The organism is Novosphingobium humi (assembly GCF_028607105.1).
Taxonomy (GTDB): domain Bacteria; phylum Pseudomonadota; class Alphaproteobacteria; order Sphingomonadales; family Sphingomonadaceae; genus Novosphingobium; species Novosphingobium humi.
The window spans coordinates 3,192,453-3,212,990 of sequence record NZ_CP117417.1 but is presented as its reverse complement, the minus strand read 5'-3'; the positions used below and the strand labels follow the sequence as shown (position 1 = coordinate 3,212,990).

The following is a 20,538-nucleotide window of genomic DNA, read 5'->3' as shown; positions in this document are numbered from 1 at the left end:
CCCATATTTTTGTAAACGTTGCCAGAACCCAGCGGCATCGGTCAAGAATCAAATTTCGGGAAGAGGAGAAGTTGGGCATGATCGAACTCGATCGCCGTCACATGCTGGAAGGTCTTGCGGCTCTTATCGGACTGTCCGCGCTGCCGGCTGACGCGCTGGCCGCCGCGGCCCAAAAGCCATCGCTCCTTGATGCGCCCACCACGGCTCTGCTGGCCGCGGTCAGCGACACATTCATTCCGCGCACAGATACGCCCGGCGCGGTTCAGGCCAAGGTGCCCGCAACGGTCGACGGGCTTTTGCGCGACTGGGCCAATCCGGCGCATCGCGCGGCCCACATCGCTGCGCTCAAAGCCATCGACACCGCCGCCCGCGCCAAGACCGGCAAGCCCTTTGCCCTGCTGACCCCGGCGGCGCGCAAGACCTTCCTGACCGGCTATGATCTGGAGAACTTCTCCAATCCCGATTACTACAAGCTCAAGGATCTGCTGGTCACCGCCTATTACATGAGCGAACCGGGGGCCACCGTCGAACTGCGTTATGAACATGTGCCCGGAGCGTGGGAGCCTTCGATCCCGCTGACCAAGGACACGCGCGCATGGGCCGGTCACAACGTCGGCTGACAAGAATTCTGGGAGAGTAAAATGTTCGACGCCATTGTTATCGGCTCTGGGATGAGCGGCGGGATGGCCGCCAAGGAATTGTGCGAACTGGGCCTCAAAACGCTCGTGCTCGAGCGTGGCCGCAAGATTGAGCATGGCGCGTCCTATAATGACTGGATGCAGCCGTGGGATCTGCCCACCGGGGGCGGCGTGCCCGAGGAAGTGCTGGAAAAGGACTATCCGATCCAGCGCCAGTGCTATGCGGTCAACACCGCCACCCAGCAATATTGGGTGAAGGACAGCCAGCACCCCTATGAAACCCCGGAAAACAAGCCTTTCAGCTGGATTCGCGGCTATCATCTGGGCGGGCGCTCGATCATGTGGGGGCGCCAGACCTATCGCTATTCGGAAATGGATTTCAGCTCGAACGCGCGCGATGGGCACGGCGTCGACTGGCCGATCCGTTATGCCGACATGGCGCCCTGGTATGACAAGGTGGAAACCTTCATCGGCGTTTCGGGCGAGAACGAGGGCCTGCCCCAGTTGCCCGACGGCAAGTTCCTGCCCGTCATGCCGATGACCGATGGCGAAAAGCTGTTCAAGGCGGCGGTGGAGAAGAATTTCGGCGGCCGCAAGGTCATCATGGGCCGCTGCGCCCATCTGACCCAGCCCCAGCCGCACCATATCGAACTGGGCCGCAATCCGTGCCAATACCGCTCGCTGTGCGAACGCGGCTGTTCGTTTGGCGCCTATCACTCCAGCCTGTCCTCGTCGCTGCCCGCCGCCGAGCGCACCGGCAACATGACGCTGGTGACCGACGCCATCGTGCATTCGATCATCACCGATCCGAAAACCGGCAAGGCCACCGGCGTGCGCGTGATCGACCAGAACACCAAGAAGGGCACGACCTATGAGGCCAAGGTGGTGTTCCTGTGCGCCTCGACCATCGGCAGCGCGCAGGTGCTGCTGCAATCGGCCAATGAGGCCAATCCGCGCGGCCTTGCCAACAGTTCGGATCAGGTGGGCCGCAATCTGATGGACCACGTTTACGGCCCCAGCGTGATGGCGATCATGGATGGGCCCGAAACCTTCCATCGCGGACGCCGCCCCAATGGCATTTACATCCCCCGCTATCGCAACATCGAGGGCCAGACCGAACCCTATCTGCGCGGCTACGGCTTTCAGGGGCGGGTCATGCGGCAGGGCTGGCATGGCGTGGCGATGGGCGCGCCGGGCGTGGGCGCCGAGTTGAAGGATCGCATCCGTCATCCGGGCGCCTGGATGGTCGGTCTGGCCGGCTTTGGCGAAATGCTGCCCAATCCGGAAAACCGCGTCACTTTGAGCGCGACCCGCAAGGATGAATGGGGCCTGCCGGTGCTCAACATCCATTGCGAGCATGGCGAGAATGACAAGGAACTGGGCCGCCGCATGCTGGAGGACGCCAAGGCGATGGTGACCGCCGCGGGCGGGCGCATCATCCGCGAAACCGGCAAGCTGCACCCGCCGGGCCTTGGCATTCACGAAATGGGCACCGCGCGCATGGGCCATGATCCCAAGACCAGCGTGCTCAACAAGCACAACCAGGCCCATGACGTGCCCAATCTGTTCGTCACGGACGGCGCGGCCATGACGTCGAGCGGTTGCCAGAACCCGTCACTGACCTATATGGCGATGTCGGCGCGGGCGGCCAATTATGCTTCGGAACTTCTGAAAGCGGGCACGATCTGATAGAGGGAATACAGCAAGGCGTGGTCACCATTCGCGATATTGCCAAGCGTGCAGGCGTCTCGGTGGCCACGGTTTCGCGGACTTTGCGCGAGCCCGACGCGGTGCGCCCGGCCAAGCGCGATGCGGTCAATCAGGCGATTGCCGAAATGAAATACGTGCCCAACGCGATTGCCCAGCAATTGCGGCGGCCGCGCCATGAGGCGATCATCGTGATCGTCCCCGAAATCGCCAACCCGTTCTTTTCCGAAATCGTGCAGAGCATCGAGAATGTTGCGCATGAACTGGGCTATCGCGTTTTGATCGGGGAGACGCAGGGCAAGCAGGAACGGCTTGATTACTATGCCGAAATGGTCACCTCGCGGGTGGCCGACGGGCTGATTCTGCTCGGCTCGCTGTTGCCCTCGGTGGTGCGCGCCACGGTCAAGGCGGGCAAGCCCCTGCCCATGCCTTTGGTGCTGGCCTGCGAGAGCTATGCCGGGCTGAACTGTCCGCATGTGGTGATCGACAATGTGGCCGCAGCCAAGCTGGCGGTGCAGCATCTGATCGAGGTCGGGCGCAAGAGGATCGCCACGATCACCGGGCCGATGGTCAATTCGTTGTGCGCCGACCGTTTGCGCGGCTATCATTCGGCGATGGTGGAGGCGGGATTGACCCCGGAGGCGGGGTGGATTGTCGATGGCGATTTCACCATCGAATCGGGCCATGCCGCCATGCTGCGCCTGCTCGAACTGGAATCGCGGCCCGATGCGGTGTTTTGCGCCAATGACGAAATGGCGATCGGCGCACAGCAGGCGATTCATGAAAAAGGCCTGACCATTCCGGGCGATATTGCCATTGTCGGCTTCGATGACCTGCGGTTTGGCGCCTTTGCATGGCCGCCGTTGACGACGATTCGCCAGCCCACCAATGAATTGGGTGAAACGGCCATGCGGATGATCGACGCCATGCTGCATAACAAGCCTCTGGCAGAGCAAAGTGTTGTATTGGCGCATCAGTTGGTCGTCCGCCGTTCTTCGGGGGTACAGGACTGACTTGCATCGAATAGGTGAAGTGGTTAGAGGGCAAGGCACAGAAAGCGCGGAGCCAATCGATTGGCCCGGCACCAATGGAGAGGATGAAAAGGGGTTTGCGGCTTTGCGCCGCATTTATTTCCCGAAGATTTGAAAACGATACCAAGCCTTGCCCATGTCGCGACGGACGAGGGCTAGGGGTTAGGCCGCAGTTGGCTGTTGCCGAATTGATAACGTTTTCAACTAATGGCCGCCGGCCTTGGCGCTGCATTCGCACCGCCGAGGCGGCAATTTGAATTGCTTAAACAGGAGAGGGATAGGCAATATGAAGTTCACTCGTATTCTTGGCGCATCCGTGCTCGCGCTGGCGATTGCCGGCCCCGCCATGGCGCAGGAAACCAAGGTCAGCCCCGACGGCGACATCATCGTGACCGCCACGCGCTTTGAAACGCTGGCCTCGAAAACCCCGATCGCGCTGACGGCCGTTTCGGGCGATGCGCTGCGCACCGCGGGCATCACCAACCCGACCAATCTGGGCGATCAGGTCCCCAGCGTGATGATCAACCGCAACAACGGTCTCCAGATCACCATTCGCGGCGTGACCAGCTCGGACGGCACCGAAAAGGGCGATCCCTCGGCCGCCTTCATGATGGACGGCATCTATATCGCCCGTCAGCAGGCCCAGGAAGCCAGCTTCTACGACATCAGCCGCGTGGAAGTGCTGCGTGGTCCTCAGGGCACGCTCTATGGCCGCAACACCACGGCCGGTGCGGTCAACCTGATCACCAACCGCCCCACCTTTGACAAGCTCAAGGGCGATGTGAACATTGCCTATGGCAATTATAACAACACCCAGGCGGGCGGCGCGATCAACGTGCCCGTCACCGACAATCTGGCGATCCGCGCGGCGGTCAACTATGACCATCGTGACAGCTTCCTCAAGGCCGGTGCCAACCTGTCGGGTCTGAACCTGTCGCCGTTCAAGGATGTGTTCTCGGGCCGCCTTCAGGCGCTGCTCAAGTTCGACCACGGTGAACTGCTGGTTCGCGGCGACTACAACCAGTTTAAGGGCATCAGCTCGAACGCGCTGCCCACCAGCAACTTCTATTCGAACTACACCACCAACACCGTGATGCCGACCTACACGGCCAAGGGCGTGTCGAATTCGCAGCTGCTCACGCTCAACGCGCCGACCGCCGATGGTCTGCCGCAGGCGTCGCTTTGGGCCGACAACCTGCGCCGCAACAATGCCACCTATGGCCTTGATGTGGACTTCAAGTATGACTTCGGCGCGGTGACGTTGAACTATCTGGGTTCGTATCGCGAATTCAAGCGCCACGAAGGCAATTACAGCTATTACGGCCCGGCCAGCGCGGTCAATGTGGGCGGTCTGGCCCCCAACAAGTTCGACGGCTGGTACTGGCAGAACAGCCAGGAACTGCGTCTGTCGACCAATGGCACGGGGCCCTTCCGCGCTCAGGCCGGTGTGTACTACTTCAAGGAACGCGCCGACATCCAGCTCTTCATTTATGACCGCACCAATGGTGCGACCGGCCTGCGCTTCACGCCCAGCCAGACCGGCTATGTGTTCGGTTTCCCCCAGCACTATGTGATGTCCTCGTCGGTGGCCGGTTTCGGCCAGGTGACCTATTCGCCCACCGAAAAGCTGCACATCACGGCCGGCGCGCGTTACACCAAGGATGAAAAGGCCCGTACCGGCGCCACGGTCCAGTGCGCCTATACCAGCGCCTGCAACACTACGGGCGACATCATCACCCCGAACATTGCCAAGCGCCAGTATGAAAAGGCCACCTGGAAGGTCGGCGTTGATTACAACCTGAACGCGGCCACCATGCTGTTCGGCACGATCTCGACCGGCTATAAGGCAGGCGGTTTCAACGACGGTTGCGAAGCCGGCACGGCGGTCGGCTGCACCCTGCCCGCCAGCACGCTGTACTATCAGCCCGAAACGCTGACCGCCTATGAAATCGGCGCCAAGGCTCGTCTGTTCGACAACAAGCTGCGTCTGAATTTCTCGGCCTTCCACTATAACTACAACAATCTGCAGCTGACCCAGGTCGGTCCGTTCTGCGCCGGCGGCACCCAGTGCACCCAGACCACCAACGCCGCTTCGGCCAAGGTGGACGGCATCGAAGCCGAAGGCACCTATGCCATTGTGAAGAACGGCAAGCTCGACGTTCAGCTCTCGCTGCTCGATGCGCGTTACGGCACGTTCTATCCCAATGCCGCGACCTATCCGACGCTGAATCTGGCCAACACCCGTCTGGACCGTTCGCCCACCACCACGCTGACGGTGGGTTATACCCACACGGTGCCGTTGGCCAACGGCGGCGAAATCATTGCCGGTGTGCGTTCGAAGTATTCGTCGAGCTACAACATGCTGGCGCTCTCGATCTACAGCCGCTTCGTTCAGCCCTCCTATACGCAGACCGAAGTCAACGTGACCTATAACTCGCCGAACAAGACCTACTATGTGCAGGCCTACGGCAAGAATCTGGAAAACAACCTGCTCGTCACCGCCGTTGGCGCGGGCGTGAACGGTACGCTCCAGGTTTCGGACCCTCTGATGTACGGCGTTCGCGCCGGCTTCAAGTTCTGATAGTAACCTAACCCTGACCTGTGGCCGGGCTGCCCTTTGGGCGGTTCGGCCACCTTTATGTCTGAAATCCGCTTATATCATAAGCCTGAGGAGAGAATGCCTTTATGCTGCGCAAAACCGTCATGATGTCGTCTCTCCTTGCGCTTGCTGCCCCTCTGGCGGTTCATGCCGCCGCGCCCAAGCGCGCCGCCCCCCAACAGCCCGCAGTGGAAAGCCGCAGCAAGGCGATCATCACGGTCCATGGCCTGCGCTTCCGCGACCTCGACGGCGACGGCAAGCTGACCCCCTATGAGGACTGGCGCCTGTCGCCTGCCGTGCGCGCCGCCGATCTGCTGGCCCGCATGAGCATCGAGGAAAAGGCGGGCCAGATGCTGCATGGCACGCTGCCCGGTCTTGGCGGCGCGATCGGCCAGTCGAACAAGGGCTATGACCTTGAGGCCGCCGCGCCCATGCTGCGCGACAAGCATATTTCCAGTTTCATCACCCGCCTGCCGCTGGCGCCTGCCGCGATGGCCGAGCAATCGAACGCGGTGCAGGCGCTGGCCGAGAGCACCCGCCTTGGCATTCCCGCCACGATCAGCGCCGATCCGCGCAACCATTTCCACCATGTCCTTGGCGCGGGCGAAAGCGCGACCGGCGTGACGCAATGGCCCGAACTGCTGGGCCTTGGCGCGCTGGGCGATGCCGCGCGCGTGCGGCGCTTTGCCGAAATCGCCCGCATGGAATACCGCGCCGTCGGCATTCAGGAAGCGCTGAGCCCGCAGGTCGATCTGGCCAGCGAGCCGCGCTGGGCGCGCATCACCGGCACGTTCGGCGCCGATCCGCAATTGTCCAGCGTGCTGGGCGGGGCCTATGTTCAGGGCTTTCAGGGGGCGCCGGGCGGGCTGGCCCGCAATGGCGTGATGACCGTGGTCAAGCACTGGGTCGGCTATGGCGCGCTGCCCGAAGGGTTTGACAGCCACAATTATTATGGCCGCATCGCCAAGCTGACCACCGCGCAGCTCGACATGCATATTGCCGCCTTCAAGGGCGCGCTGGCGGCGGGTTCGGCGGGCATTATGCCGACCTATCCGATCATTTCCGGACCCAAGCCGCTGGGCAAGGATCTCGAACCCTATGGCGCGGGCTACAGCCATGTGCTGCTCACCGACCTCCTGCGCGGCAAACTGGGCTATAAGGGCATCATCCTGTCCGATTGGGCCATCACGGCGGATTGCAACGAGCGTTGCAGCAACCCCACCAAGGACGCCCCCCAGCGCCCGCAGGACATTTCCACCGACTGGGGCGTCAATGACCTGACTGTCGAGCAGCGCTATGCTTTGGGCATCAAGGCGGGCATCGATCAGTTCGGCGGCACGCAGGATGTTGCCCCGCTGCTTTCGGCGATCAAGGATGGGCTGATCACGCCCGCGCGCGTCGATGAATCGGTGCGCCGCATTCTGGTGGCCAAGTTCGAGCAGGGATTGTTCGACAATCCCTATGTCGATCCGGCCGCCGCCGCGCGTATGATCGCCAATCCGGCCAACCATGCCCTTGCTGCCCTGACCCAGCGCGAGGCGCAGGTGCTGCTGACCAACAAGGGCCTGCTGCCGGTGGCGGCGAAAGGCAAGAAAGTCTGGCTGTTCGGCGTCGAGCCCAAGGCCGCGCAGGCCGCGGGTCTGACCGTGGTTTCCGATCCGGCGCAGGCCGATTTCGCCGTGGTGCGCGCCGAAAGCCCGTCCGAAATGCTCCACCCCAACCATTTCTTCGGCAGCCGCCAGAAGGAAGGGCGCCTCGACTTCCGCGATGGCGATGCGGCCTATGACGCGCTGAAATCGGCCAAGGCGGCGGGCAAGCCGGTGGTCTTTGCGATCTTCCTCGACCGCCCGGCGATCCTGACCAATGTGGTGGACAAGGCCGACGCCATTCTCGCCAATTTCGGGGCCAGCGACGAGGCGGTGCTCGACATCGTGCTGGGCAAGGCCAAGGCCAAGGGCCATCTGCCCTTTGAACTGCCCTCCAGCATGGCGGCGGTGGAAAAGCAGGACCCGGCCGTGCCCAATGACAGTGAAAAGCCGCTGTTCAAAATGGGGGCGGGCCTGTGATCCAAGAGGGCCTTTGATCCATGGCGGCGGCTGACCTCTGGCTGCTGGGCATCAGCGTCGGCGGGATCGCGCTGGCGATCCTGCTGATCGCGCGGCTGGGGCTGCATCCGTTCGTCGGCCTGCTGTCGGGCGCGTTTGCCATCGGCCTTGCCGCGCAATTGCCGCCTGACAAACTGGCCCAGACCATCGAGAAGGGCTTTGGCGATATCCTGCGCGGCACCGGCATGGTGGTCGCGCTGGGGCTGGGTCTTGGCGCGATGCTGCAGATTTCGGGCGGGGCGCGGGCGCTGGCGCGCGCGGTGCTGGACCGCACCGGCGAGCGCTATGCCACGCTGGGCGGGCTGGCGGCGGCGCTGCTGATCGGCATGCCGCTGTTTTTTGAAACGGGCACGGTGCTGCTCTTGCCGATCATCGCGGCGGGCATGGCGGGGCAAAAAATAAGCAATGGGGGCCAAAGCGCCACCTTGCGCCTGCGGGTGATGCTCTCCACGCTGGCGGGCCTGTCGGTGCTCCATGCGCTGATGCCGCCGCATCCGGGGCCATTGATCGCCGTGCGCGAGTTGGGCGCGGACCCGGCGCGCACGATGCTGCTGGGCCTGATCGCGGCCGTTCCCACGGCGCTGATCGCCGGGCCTTTATTGGCGCGTTTCACCACGCGCGGGGTGGTGACGGAAAATTTGCCGCTGATCGAGCCGGACGAGGGGCTGGCATGTCCGGCTTGGCGGGCGCTGATCGTCCTGCTGCTGCCGGTGGGGCTGATCGCGGCGGGGGCCTTGATGCGGATGGGCGGGGGGGAGGTTTCGCCTGCCGTGGCGCTGGTGTCCGATCCGGTGGTGGCGCTGCTGCTCGCCAATGGGGCGGGGCTGGTGCTGCTGCTGGGGCCGCGCATGGCGGATCGCACCCTTCAGGACATGATCTGGCGCGAGGCGATGCTGCCAGCAGGGGGCATCCTGCTGGGGATCGGCGCGGGCGGGGCGCTCAAACAGGTGTTGGTCGATATCGGCCTGCCCGCGATGTTTGGCCGTTTGGCGCAGGCCAATTTTGTGGGGCCGGTGGTGATGGCATGGCTGGTGGCCGCCGCGATCCGCGTGGCGACGGGATCAGCCACGGTGGCAACAATCACCGCCTCGGCCATCATGGCGGGCGTGGTGGGCGGGCATGGGGTCGACCCCAGCCTTATCGTCATGGCCATCGGCGCGGGATCGGTGTTCTTTTCCCATGTCAACGATCCGGGCTTCTGGCTGGTCAAGGCTTACCTTGGCACCAGCACGCGCGACACGTTCCGCACATGGTCGATGCTGGAAAGCGCGATTTCGGTGGTGGGGCTGGGCTGTGTGTTGATCCTCGCACGGGTGGTCTAAGGACGGGCGAAACGCACCACGCCCGGATCGATCTGGTTCGCCCCGATCACGATCCGCCCGCCCGACCAGTCGCGCACAAAGGCCGGTCCGCGCGGCGCGCCCGGCGCCATTTTCACGGTATTGCCCTCGATCACCAGCCCGTCGGTGGGGTGATCGCGGCTCTCGGCGGACAGGGCGATGAGCGTGCCGGGGTTTTCTTTGTGCGATCCCTGCACCATCCAGTTGCCCGAAATCCGCCCGGTGCTGCCTGCGGGCAGGTCGATCAGATAGTTCGAATTGCGCCCGCCGGTATCGTCGATCACATTGTCGCGTATGTCGACCACGCGGGCGCGCGCCTTGATGTAATGGCCGCCATCGCCCATTTCGAAACGCGAATTGGTGATCGTCACCCGGTCGTAGAAATTGAGATAGACCGAATGCGCACAGGACAGCCCCCGGTCGCAGCGGCCCAGATGGGTGAAGGTCGAATGGTCGATGGCAATCGTGCCGCGCGGGTCATTGTTGGCCAGAATGCCCTCGTCGCTGTCCTTGAACCAGCTCTGCGTGACCCAGAGATTGCCATGTTCGAGGCGGATGCCCGAGCCATTGCCGTCCTGATGGCGCATATTGGCAAAGATCAGCCCCTCGACCCGCGAGGAGCGCCCGCGCAGCACCAGCGCGGCCTTGTCCTCGCACAGGCGCCCGTCGAAGATCGTCTTGCCCGGCACGGCGGCGACGAATTTGACATCGCCCGCGATCTGGGCCGCGCAATCGCGCCAGCGGCCCGCGTCGATGCGGATCGTGCCGGTCTTGTCGCCAATGGCGAAAAGTGCGTCCTGGAGCCGGTTGAACTTCTGCCCTGTTTCCACCACCGTATAGGGGCTGGTCTGCTGATAGGCAGCCTGAGCATGGGCGAGGACGGGCGCGGCCAGCGCGGCGAGCAGGAGGAGAGGGCGCTTCATGGAGAGCCACCTTAACGGGCGCGCGTTAAAATCCGCCCAACGGCGCGTATCATCCGCACAGGCCAGCGCGCGCAGCCTTGGCAATTCCCGCAGGTGCGCGGCGGAACCCCTCCGAAATGGCGCAGCAGCACTGCGCGGCGGCATCCCCATGTGCGGATGAAACGCTCCATCGCGCGCCAGCGCGCCTCCTGTCCGCGTTCATTCCCGCCCGCGATGGCGCGGTGGAGGCCACCTTTCAGATCCTTGGCGCTCCACAGCAGCAGAGCCAGAGCGGGGGCGCCGTCGCGCCCGGCCCGGCCTGTTTCCTGATAATAGGCCTCGACCGAGAGGGGCGGCGAGAGATGGACGATGAAGCGCACATCTGGCTTGTCCACCCCCATGCCAAAGGCGATGGTGGCGACCATCACCGCGCTGGGACTGTCGAAAAAGCGCTGCTGATGGGCGCGGCGTTGTTCGGCGCGCATGCCCGCGTGATAGGGCAACACGCGCCGCCCGCCGCCCGACAGCGCATCAGCAATCCTGTCCACCTCGGCGCGGGTGCGGGCATAGATGATGCCGGGGCCGGGGTTGTCCGCCAGCACCTTGCGCAATTGGGCCAGCGTGTCGCCCCGGCGCAGGGCGGCATAATGGATGTTGGGCCGGTCATAGCCGCCGATGATCCGGCCCTCATCGGGAATCTCGAAATGCCCGGTAATGTCCTTTGCCGTATGCGCGTCGGCCGTCGCCGTCAGGCACAGGCGCGGCGCGGGATGGGCATCGAGCAGGGGCAGCAGGCCGCGATAATCGGGGCGGAAATCATGGCCCCATTCCGATACGCAATGCGCCTCGTCCACGGCGAAGAGGGCGATGGGGATATCGGCCAGCAGAGCTGCGAAATCCTCGCGCGCCGCGCGTTCAGGGGCGACATAGAGCAGGTCGAGCGCCCCCCGCCGCAGCAGGTCGATGGTGCGCGCCTGATCCTCGTCGGCGCTGGTCAAGGTAGCGGCGCGCAGGCCGTGGGCGCGGGCCGCTCGCATCTGGTCCTGCATCAGCGCGATAAGCGGGCTGATGATGATGGCTGTGCCGGGCAGCAGCAGCGCGGGCAATTGATAAGTCAGCGACTTGCCGCCGCCTGTGGGCATGACGGCCAGCGTATGGCCGCCCGCCATGACGCGCTCGATGATGGCGCGCTGGGCAGGGCGGAAATCATCATGGCCGAAATGCTCGCGCAGGGCGGCCGTTAATTCATCCATGGTCACGGATGGCGCGCAGGAAAGCCTCGCCATAGGCCTCCAGCTTGCGCGCGCCCACGCCCGAGATCTGCGCCATTTCATGCATCGAGACGGGGCGCTCGGCGGCCATCTGGCGCAGGGTGGCGTCGTTGAAGATGACATAGGGCGGCACTTTGGCCTCGGCGGCCAGATCGCGGCGCAGCGCGCGCAGCGCCTCGAACAGGGGATCGCCGCTGGGGTTCGGAGAGGCGCCCCGGTCGCGGCGACTGCCGGAACGCGTGCGCGCGGGCGGCTCGGCCATGACCATCGCCATTTCGCCGCGCAAAATCGCACGCGCATCGCCTGCCAGTTGCAGCCCGCCATGTTCGGTTGCCTCCAGGCACCCGCGGGCCTGCAAAGCGCGGGCCAGCGGGCGGAGCAGCGCGGATTCCTCGCCCGAAACAATGCCATGGACCGAGAGCGTGTCATGGCCGCGTTGGCGGATCATATCGTCGTCGGCCCCGGTCAGCACATTGGAAACATAGCCCAGCCCAAACCGCTGTCCGGTGCGATAGACGCCCGAGAGCAGCTTTTGCGCCAACTCCGTCACCTCGATCACCTTGGGCGGGTTGAGGCAATTGTCGCAATTGCCGCAATGGGCGGGCGCATCCTCGCCGAAATGGCGGCGCAAAAGGGCGCGGCGGCACCCCGCCGTTTCGACAAGCCCCGCCATGCTGTCGAGCCTTGTGCGCTCGCCCGGCTGGCGTTCGGGTTCGACCTCGGCGATGCGCTGGCGGGCGCGGACGAAATCCTCCGCCCCCCACAGCATCAGCGCCACCGCCGGTTCGCCATCGCGCCCCGCGCGGCCCGTTTCCTGATAATAGGCCTCAATGCTTTTGGGCAGACCCGCATGGGCGACAAAGCGCACGTCCGGCTTGTCGATGCCCATGCCAAAGGCGATGGTGGCCACCATTACCATGTCTTCGCTGGCGACAAAGGCGGCCTGATTGGCGGCGCGCATCTCGGGCGGCAGGCCCGCGTGATAGGGCAGCACCCGCCGCCCGGTCGCGCCCAGTTGCTCGGCCAGTTTTTCCACGCCCGCGCGCGTTCCGGCATAGACGATGCCGGGGCCGGGAACCTCGGCCATCAGCGTTTTGATCTGGGAAAGGGGATTGTCGCGCGGGGCAATGCGATATTGGATATTGGGCCGGTCAAAGCCCGACACGATCAGCCCGTCGCCCGGAATGCCCAATTGTTCGAGAATATCGCCGCGCGTATGCGCGTCCGCCGTGGCCGTCAGCGCCAGTCGAGGCACATCGGGAAAGGCATCCATCAGCGGGCGCAGCAGCCGGTAATCGGGCCGGAAATCATGGCCCCATTGCGACACGCAATGCGCCTCGTCGATGGCGAAGAGGCCGATATGGGATTGTTCGAGCAGTTCCCGGAAATGCGGCTGGCTGGCGCGTTCGGGCGCGACATAGAGCAGGTCGAGCGCGCCATCGCGCAGCGCCGCCATCGTGGCGCCCCGGTCCGTGTCCGCGCTGGTCAGGCTGGCGGCGCGAATGCCATTGGCGCTGGCCGAGCGCAATTGGTCGTGCATCAGCGCAATCAGCGGCGAAATCACCACGCAGACCCCTGGCATCATCACCGCAGGCAATTGATAGGTCAGCGATTTGCCCGCGCCCGTGGGCATCACCGCCAGCGTCGACTGGCCCGCCAGAATGCGGGTGACAACATCCTCCTGCACTCCGCGAAAGGCCGGGAAGCCGAAAATTTGTTGCAGCGTGTCGAGCGGGTTGTGGAGGGTTTGTGTGGTCACTTGGGACCTATGGCAGATGGGGGATTCGAGGGGAAGGAGAAGTGTGCCTCCGGCGGGCAAAGGGGGGGCCTTTGCAATCCCGATACTGTCCTCTTGCCGCTATGAATGCGGCCAAGCGCAAACCCGCCGCGCCGCAGGCAGAAAATAGTGCCTGCTGCGCTTTGGTGTTGGAGCAAAGCCAATTCATGGGATTGTTAAGGGCGTAACGCCCTTAACCCGCCGGAGGCAAACTTCCTTAATCCAGATTGGGCCGCAGCCAGCGGCGGGTTTCCTCAATGGTCTGCCCGCGCCTTTCGGCATAATCGGCCAACTGGTCCTCGCCGATGGTGGCCACGCCGAAATACTGGCTTTCCGGGTGGGCGAAGTAGAAGCCGCTGACCGCCGCGGTGGGCAGCATGGCCTGCGATTCGGTCAGCACCAGTCCGGCATTGTCGGTGGCCTTGAGCAGATCGAACAGGATTGGCTTGAGCGTATGGTCCGGGCAGGCCGGATAGCCGGGGGCGGGGCGGATGCCGCGATATTGCTCGCGGATCAGCGCCTCGTTGGTCAATTGCTCGCCCGCCGCATAGCCCCACAATTCGCGGCGAACATGGGCGTGCATGCGCTCGGCGAAGGCCTCGGCAAAGCGGTCGGCCAGAGCTTTCAAGAGAATGTCGCTGTAATCATCATGGTCCGCCTTGAAGCGTTCGAGATGCGGCTCGATCCCATGGATGCCCACGGCAAACCCGCCCAGCCAGTCGTCCGATGTGTCGATGAAGTCGGACAGGCAGAAATTGGCGCGGCCCCGGCTCTTGATGAACTGCTGGCGCAGCATGGGCAGGCGGGTGCCATCCTCCAGAAGAATGTCATCGCCCTCACGATGCGCGGGCCAGAAGGCGCAGACGCCGCGTGCGGTCAGCCATTTTTCCTCGATGATCTTCGCGAGCATCTTTTGCGCATCGGCATAAAGGCTGCGCGCCGATTCCCCGACCACTTCATCGTCGAGGATGGCCGGATAGGTGCCCGCCAGTTCCCATGCGCGGAAGAAAGGCGTCCAGTCGATATAATCGACCAGATCGGTCAGGCTCCAGTCGTCATAGCGATGCAGTCCGGGCTTGGCCGGGGCCGGGGCCTTTTGCGCGGGGTCGATCACAAAGGCATTGGCCCGCGCATCCGCGATGGACAACAATTTCGATCCGCCCTTGCCTGCACGCGCAATCCGCACGGCTTCATATTCGTCCGCCGTGGCCGCGATGAAACCCTCGGCCTGCGTGTCGGACAGCAACTGGCTGGCCACGCCCACCGCGCGGCTGGCGTCCAGCACATGCACCACCGGCCCGTCATAGGCCGGATCGATGCGCAGCGCGGTGTGAACCTTGGACGTCGTCGCCCCGCCGATCAGCAAGGGAATCGTCATCCCTGCGCGCTGCATTTCCTCGGCCACGGTCACCATTTCGTCGAGCGAAGGCGTAATCAGGCCCGACAGGCCGATGATATCGACCTCTTCCTTTTGCGCCGTCTCGATGATCTTGCTCCACGGCACCATCACGCCAAGGTCGATCACCTCATAGCCGTTGCATTGCAGGACCACGCCCACGATGTTCTTGCCGATGTCGTGAACGTCGCCCTTGACGGTGGCCATGATGATGCGGCCCTTGGCCTTGGCGCCTTCTTCCTTGGCCGCCTCGATAAAGGGGATGAGATGGGCCACGGCCTTCTTCATCACGCGCGCCGATTTCACCACCTGCGGCAGGAACATCTGGCCCGAACCGAACAGGTCGCCCACGCGGTTCATGCCCGCCATCAACGGCCCCTCGATCACCTCGATCGGGCGGGCGTAGGCCAAGCGGGCCTCTTCGGTGTCCTCGACGATATAGGCGTCGATGCCCTTGACCAGCGCATGTTCGAGGCGTTTCACCACATCATAGGAGCGCCATTCCTCGGCGGCCTTTTCGGCGGCCTTGTCCTGCCCCTTATAGCTCTCGGCCAGCGCGATCAGCCGCTCGGTGGCGGTGAGATCCCCTTCCACCGGCCGCATCAGGATCACATCCTCGACCGCCTCGCGCAGCGCGGCGTCGATCTGGTCATAGATGTCGATCTGGCCCGCATTGACGATGGCCATGTCCATGCCCGCCGGAATGGCGTGATAGAGGAACACGCTGTGCATCGCCCGGCGCACCGGCTCATTGCCGCGGAAAGAGAAGGACAGGTTCGACAGGCCGCCGCTGATATGGACATGCGGACAGGCCTCCTTGATGTCGCGGCAGGCCTCGATGAAATCGAGCGCATAGCGGTCGTGTTCCTCGATGCCGGTGGCGACCGCAAAGACGTTGGGGTCAAAGATGATGTCTTCGGGCGGAAAACCGATGCCGGTCAGCAGCTTGTAGGCGCGGCAGCAGATTTCCACTTTGCGTTCGCGCGTGTCGGCCTGGCCCTTTTCGTCAAAGGCCATGACCACCACGGCCGCGCCATAATCCATGCATTTGCGCGCCTGGGCCAGGAAAGCCTCCTCGCCCTCCTTCATGCTGATCGAATTGACGATCGGCTTGCCCGACACGCATTTCAGCCCCGCCTCGATCACGTTCCACTTGGAACTGTCGATCATGATCGGCACGCGGGCGATGTCGGGCTCCGAGGCGATCAGTTTCAGATAGGTCGTCATCGCCGCATGGGCGTCGAGCAGGCCCTCGTCCATGTTGACGTCGATGATCTGCGCGCCATTTTCCACCTGCTGGCGGGCAACCTCGATGGCCTTGGCATAATCGCCCGCCAGAATGAGCTTCTTGAACGCCGCCGAACCGGTGACATTGGTGCGCTCGCCCACATTGACAAAACGGGCGGAACTTTGAGTCGTCATCAGATAATCCCAGCGATCAGGCAAAGATAAAGGGTTCAAGACCGGCAAGGCGCGTCACCGGCGTCAGGCCGGGCAATTGCCGCGAGGGCAGGCCGGACACCGCGCGCGCCATGGCGGCAATATGCGCAGGCGTCGAACCGCAGCATCCGCCAAGCACGTTGACCTGGCCCGCGTCGGCCCATTCCTTGACCAGCCCCGCCGTGGTTTCGGGCAGTTCGTCATAGGCGCCCAGCTCATTGGGCAGGCCCGCATTGGGATAGACCATGATGAGCGTATCGGCGATTTCGGACAAAGCCTTGACATGCGGGCGCAATTGCGTGGCGCCAAACGAGCAGTTGAGGCCGATGGTGACAGGCCGCGCATGGCGCACCGCCCACCAGAAAGCCTCGACCGTATGGCCCGACAGATTGCGGCCCGAAAGGTCGGTCAGCGTCATCGAGAGCATGATCGGGATTTCCCGCCCCAGCTTTTGCTCGACATGGCGCACGGCCATGATGCCCGCCTTGGCGTTCAATGTGTCGAACACCGTCTCGATCAGGATGAAATCGGCCCCGCCCTCGACCAGCGCCTCGACCTGCTCGGCATAGACATCGACCAGATGGTCCCAGTCGATCTCGCGAAAGCCGGGGTCGTTGACGTCAGGCGACAGCGAGAGCGTCTTGTTCGTCGGCCCGATGGCGCCCGCCACAAAACGGGGGCGACCATCTTTCGCGGTGAATTCATCGGCGACGCGGCGAGCGAGCTTCGCGCTTTCCACGTTGATTTCGCGCACCAGATGTTCCGCCCCGTAATCGGCCTGCGAAATGCGGTTGGCGGAAAAGGTGTTGGTTTCGGCAATATCGGCCCCGGCGGCGAAATAGGCGCGGTGGATCGCCTCGGGCACCTCCGGCTTGGTCAGCGCGAGGATGTCATTGTTGCCCTTTTGATCATGGCCAAGGCCCAGATTGCCGGCATAATCAGCCTCGGACAGGCCGTAATTCTGGATCTCGGTGCCAAAGGCGCCATCGGTGATCAGGATGCGCTGCGTGGACTGCTCAAGCAAAGCCTTGCGAGCGGCGGAAGGAATCAGAGACATTTTCAGGCAGCCTTTTCTTGGGCAACGATCCGCGCGGGGTTGGGGCGCACCCCCAGCAGATGACAGATGGCATAGGAGAGTTCTGCGCGGTTGAGCGTGTAGAAGTGGAAATCACGCACCCCGCCCGCATAGAGCTTGCGGCAGAACTCGGCGGCAATCGTCGCCGCCACCAGCGCGCGCGCCGGCGGGTGGGTGTCGAGCCCGTCGAACAACCCTTCCATCCACGCCGGGATGGCCGCGCCGCAGGCGGCGGCAAATTTGCGCGTCTGGGCGAAATTCGACACCGGCAGGATGCCCGGCAGCACCGGCGCATCAATGCCCGCCGCGGCCAGACGGTCACGATAGCGGAAGAAGGTTTCAGGCTCGAAAAAGAACTGGCTGATCGCGCGGGTGGCGCCTGCGTCCAGCTTGCGTTTCAGATTGTCGATATCAGCGTCCACATCGGCCGAATCGGGGTGCTTTTCGGGATAGGCCGCGACCGAGATTTCAAACGGCGCCACGCGCTTCAGCCCCGCCACCAGATCGGCGGCATTCTGATACCCCTCCGGATGCGGCACAAAGGGCGCGCCCGGCTGGCCCATGTCGCCGCGCAGCGCGACAATGTGGCGCACCCCCGCCTCCCAGTATGCCTCGGCCACGGCATTCACTTCGGCCTTGCTGGCGTCCACACAGGTCAGATGCGCGGCGGCGGGCAGGCGCGCCTCGGAAATGATGCGCGCCACCGTGCCATGGGTGCGATCCCGCGTGGTGCCGCCCGCGCCATAGGTGACCGAGACAAAGGCCGGATCGAGCGGGGCCAGCGTTTCCACCACTTCCCACAATTGCGCCATCATCGCATCGCTCTTGGGCGGAAAGAATTCGAACGATACGAGAATATCGCCCGGCAGCCCGGCAAACAGCGGCGCGTCCAGCGCCTTGCGGGCCTCGTTCAGCGCTTCATAGCTGGCGTTCATGCGGAAACCTTTGCATTGCTTGGGGCGGCGCCTGCGTTTTCAGGCAGGCGGCGCCCGGTCCAGATCTTGACTGTCAATTGTCCGCCCTCGAGCGCGAGGGGCGCATCGGCGGAAAATCCTGCGGCGGCAAACCATTGCGCCATCTGCTCGTCGGAAAAGCCGAGGCGGGCATGGGCATGGCGTTCGCGCAATTCCTCATGGGCATGCGCGGCCAGATCGACGATGGCCAGATACGCGCCGGGCCGGGCCACGCGCGCGGCCTGGGCCAGCACGGTCTCCGGCGCCTGGGCATAATGCAGCACCTGATGCATCAGCAGCGTGTCAAACGCGGCATCGGCAAAGGGCAGAGCGGCAAAATCGCCCTGCACCAGATCGACAAGGCCCGCGGGCAGATCCTGAAGCCGGGTGCGCGCGATGCGCAGCATGTCGGGGCTTTTGTCCAGTGCCGTCACATGGGCGGCGCGGGGCGCGAAACATTGCGCCATCCGCCCCGTGCCCGTGCCGATGTCCAGCAATTGGCCCAGCGAGGCGGGTAGCAGGCGGCCCAGCGCCTCCTCCACCGGCTCATCGGGGCTGAGCAGCGAACGGATTTGGTCCCATTCCTCGGCGTGGCGGGCGAAATATTGGGCCGAAGCCGCCTCGCGCCCGGCGCGGATCGCGGCCAGTCGGCGGCGGTCCTCGGCGCATTGGGCGGCGAAATCGGCGTCCTCGCCCTCGGCGGCGGCCAGCAGGCGGGCGCTGGCGGCGCGCAGGGAAGGGCCATCGGGCGCAAATCCCGCGATTTTCAGGAAGACCCAGCTTCCCTCCTTGCGTCTTTCGGCAAGGCCCGCATCGCACAGGATCTTGACATGGCGCGACACGCGCGGCTGGCTTTGCCCCAGAACCTGCGCCAATTCGCCCACGGCCAGCTCCATCGCGGCCAGCAGGCGCATGATGCGCAGCCGCGTGGGATCGGCCAGCGCGCGCAAAAGAGGGTCTATGAGCAGGTTCTGTGTCATGGCTGAGGTGGCATATAAAGATATCTTTATATGATTACAACCACTACCATGATAGGAATGATTCAGCCGGTCGAAACCGGGTGAGCGGCCGCCATTCGCCCTTGCGTTTTGGGCGCGCGGGCCTACCTAATAGGCCCAGTTTCTAGCCCCATAACGTGAGGATTTCCATGATTTCGCAACGCCAACGCGCTCTTGCCTTTGCTGTTGTCGCCTCGCTGGCGGTGGCCGCCTGCGGCAGTTCGGACAAGGCTGCCGACGCTGTGACGCCGGAAAACGTGGAAATGCCCGCCGAATCGGCGCTGGCTCCGGTTGATGCTGCGCCTGTGGCGGATTCGGCCGCCGCCGAGTCCTCGGCCCCCACCACCACCGAAGGCGTTGCCGCCGCCGCAGGGCAGGCCGCCGCCGATGTGGCCGCCGCCGCCGCCGCCGCAGGCGCCGACATCAGCCCCACCCCGGCACCCGCCAAGAAGCCCTGATTTTTGCACAAAAATGGCCCGGGCAAGGGGGATGCCTTGTCCGGGCCAGTTCGATGGCGTGGTATCGCAAAACCACCAGCCCATCGGGTCGCTGAACAAGTGTTAATGTTGGCCATGACCCGCCGCATCCCATGATTATGGTATAAAAGAAATTTTATGCCGGTCGGCGTGTGGATGCCGGACCGCCCCAAAGCTGGACGCGCCGCCCGCGCTTGCCTATTAGGCCTGCATGCCCCGCATCCCCGTCACCCGCTCGATCAGCCTCGATGAAAGCGAACTCGTCGAAAGCACAACCCGCTCCTCCGGGCCGGGCGGACAGCATGTGAACACCACAGACAGCGCGGTGATCCTCAAATTCGATGTCGCGGCCTCGCCCTCGCTGCCCGATGCGGTCAAATACCGCCTCGCGCGCATCGCCGGTTCGCGCATGACGGCCGAGGGCGTGATCGTGCTGCGCTCTGAAGGCTCGCGCTCGCAATTGGTCAATCGGCAGGATGTGCGCGCGCGCCTGATCGCCATGATCGTCGAGGCGACCTTTGTCCCCAAGGCGCGCAAGGCCACCAAGCCGACCAAAGCCTCGCAGACCCGCCGCATGGACGGGAAAGCGCGGCGGTCCTCGGTCAAGCAAGGGCGGGGGAAGTGGAAGGAATAAAGGGCTTTAGGGAGTTATGCCTCCGGCGGGCAAAGGGACTCGTCCCTTTGCAATCCCATTAATTGGGGGTGCTTCCGTTCGGGGGGATGCTTTATAAAACCTGCGGCGCGGCGACCTAGCGCTGGTGGGCGCCGCAGGCTTTTATATTCTGATGCTGCGTTTCACGCTCTACGTCAAGCTTCACACGCAACGAAGA

The 20,538-nt window shown here is 64.0% G+C and carries 15 protein-coding genes; 8 read left to right on the top strand and 7 right to left on the bottom strand.

Annotated elements, in window-relative coordinates; genetic code table 11:
• The first annotated feature begins 77 nt into the window (after positions 1-77).
• The 6 genes from PQ457_RS15045 to PQ457_RS15020 all read left to right on the top strand — a co-directional run bounded on the left by PQ457_RS15045 (position 78) and on the right by PQ457_RS15020 (position 9,402).
• Positions 78-620: a gluconate 2-dehydrogenase subunit 3 family protein gene (locus tag PQ457_RS15045; protein ID WP_273617596.1), complete on the top strand. Its 543-nt coding sequence runs from the start codon at positions 78-80 to the stop codon at positions 618-620.
• Positions 621-641: 21 nt separating this feature from the next.
• Complete coding sequence (locus tag PQ457_RS15040) at positions 642-2,327, top strand: GMC family oxidoreductase (protein ID WP_273617595.1); 1,686 nt, start codon at positions 642-644, stop codon at positions 2,325-2,327.
• A gap of 20 nt (positions 2,328-2,347) precedes the next feature.
• Positions 2,348-3,358: a LacI family DNA-binding transcriptional regulator gene (locus PQ457_RS15035; protein ID WP_273617594.1), complete on the top strand. Its 1,011-nt coding sequence runs from the start codon at positions 2,348-2,350 to the stop codon at positions 3,356-3,358.
• A gap of 304 nt (positions 3,359-3,662) precedes the next feature.
• Positions 3,663-5,957 carry a TonB-dependent receptor gene (locus PQ457_RS15030; protein WP_273617593.1) on the top strand — a complete coding sequence of 765 codons (2,295 nt, stop codon included), beginning with the start codon at positions 3,663-3,665 and terminating at the stop codon, positions 5,955-5,957.
• A 104-nt stretch (positions 5,958-6,061) separates the two neighbouring features.
• Positions 6,062-8,041, top strand: a complete 1,980-nt coding sequence (locus PQ457_RS15025; RefSeq protein WP_273617592.1) for a glycoside hydrolase family 3 protein — start codon at positions 6,062-6,064, stop codon at positions 8,039-8,041.
• A 20-nt stretch (positions 8,042-8,061) separates the two neighbouring features.
• Complete coding sequence (locus tag PQ457_RS15020; RefSeq protein ID WP_273617591.1) at positions 8,062-9,402, top strand: GntP family permease; 1,341 nt, start codon at positions 8,062-8,064, stop codon at positions 9,400-9,402.
• Here the strand turns inward: PQ457_RS15020 and PQ457_RS15015 are convergent.
• From PQ457_RS15015 to PQ457_RS14985, 7 genes are all read right to left on the bottom strand, one after another.
• The gene (locus tag PQ457_RS15015; RefSeq protein ID WP_273617590.1) at positions 9,399-10,343 is read right to left on the bottom strand and encodes a right-handed parallel beta-helix repeat-containing protein; all 945 of its coding nucleotides are present in this window, start codon (positions 10,341-10,343) and stop codon (positions 9,399-9,401) included. The two genes, PQ457_RS15020 and PQ457_RS15015, sit on opposite strands and share 4 nt — an antisense overlap.
• An 11-nt stretch (positions 10,344-10,354) precedes the next feature.
• Positions 10,355-11,575, bottom strand: coding sequence for a RecQ family ATP-dependent DNA helicase (locus PQ457_RS15010; protein ID WP_273617589.1), 1,221 nt, complete (start codon positions 11,573-11,575; stop codon positions 10,355-10,357).
• Positions 11,568-13,352, bottom strand: coding sequence for a DNA helicase RecQ (gene recQ, locus PQ457_RS15005; protein WP_273617588.1), 1,785 nt, complete (start codon positions 13,350-13,352; stop codon positions 11,568-11,570). Before recQ ends, PQ457_RS15010 begins: the two co-directional genes overlap by 8 nt.
• Before the next feature lie 235 nt (positions 13,353-13,587).
• Positions 13,588-16,188, bottom strand: coding sequence for a methionine synthase (gene metH, locus PQ457_RS15000; protein WP_273617587.1), 2,601 nt, complete (start codon positions 16,186-16,188; stop codon positions 13,588-13,590).
• Positions 16,189-16,204: 16 nt separating this feature from the next.
• Entirely contained in the window at positions 16,205-17,263 is a 1,059-nt protein-coding gene (locus tag PQ457_RS14995; protein WP_273617586.1) for a homocysteine S-methyltransferase family protein, read from the bottom strand.
• A 2-nt stretch (positions 17,264-17,265) separates the two neighbouring features.
• Positions 17,266-18,216: a methylenetetrahydrofolate reductase [NAD(P)H] gene (gene metF, locus PQ457_RS14990; RefSeq protein ID WP_273617585.1), complete on the bottom strand. Its 951-nt coding sequence runs from the start codon at positions 18,214-18,216 to the stop codon at positions 17,266-17,268.
• Positions 18,213-19,214: an ArsR/SmtB family transcription factor gene (locus PQ457_RS14985; RefSeq protein WP_273617584.1), complete on the bottom strand. Its 1,002-nt coding sequence runs from the start codon at positions 19,212-19,214 to the stop codon at positions 18,213-18,215. The genes metF and PQ457_RS14985 overlap by 4 nt, the downstream gene beginning before the upstream one ends.
• A 167-nt stretch (positions 19,215-19,381) precedes the next feature.
• On the opposite strand from PQ457_RS14985, the gene PQ457_RS14980 reads away from it, so the two are divergent.
• Both PQ457_RS14980 and arfB read left to right on the top strand, forming a co-directional pair.
• On the top strand, positions 19,382-19,690 hold the full coding sequence (locus PQ457_RS14980) for a hypothetical protein (RefSeq protein WP_273617583.1): 309 nt from the start codon (positions 19,382-19,384) through the stop codon (positions 19,688-19,690).
• Positions 19,691-19,919: 229 nt separating this feature from the next.
• Complete coding sequence (gene arfB / locus PQ457_RS14975) at positions 19,920-20,342, top strand: alternative ribosome rescue aminoacyl-tRNA hydrolase ArfB (RefSeq protein ID WP_273617582.1); 423 nt, start codon at positions 19,920-19,922, stop codon at positions 20,340-20,342.
• Positions 20,343-20,538: the final 196 nt, after the last annotated feature.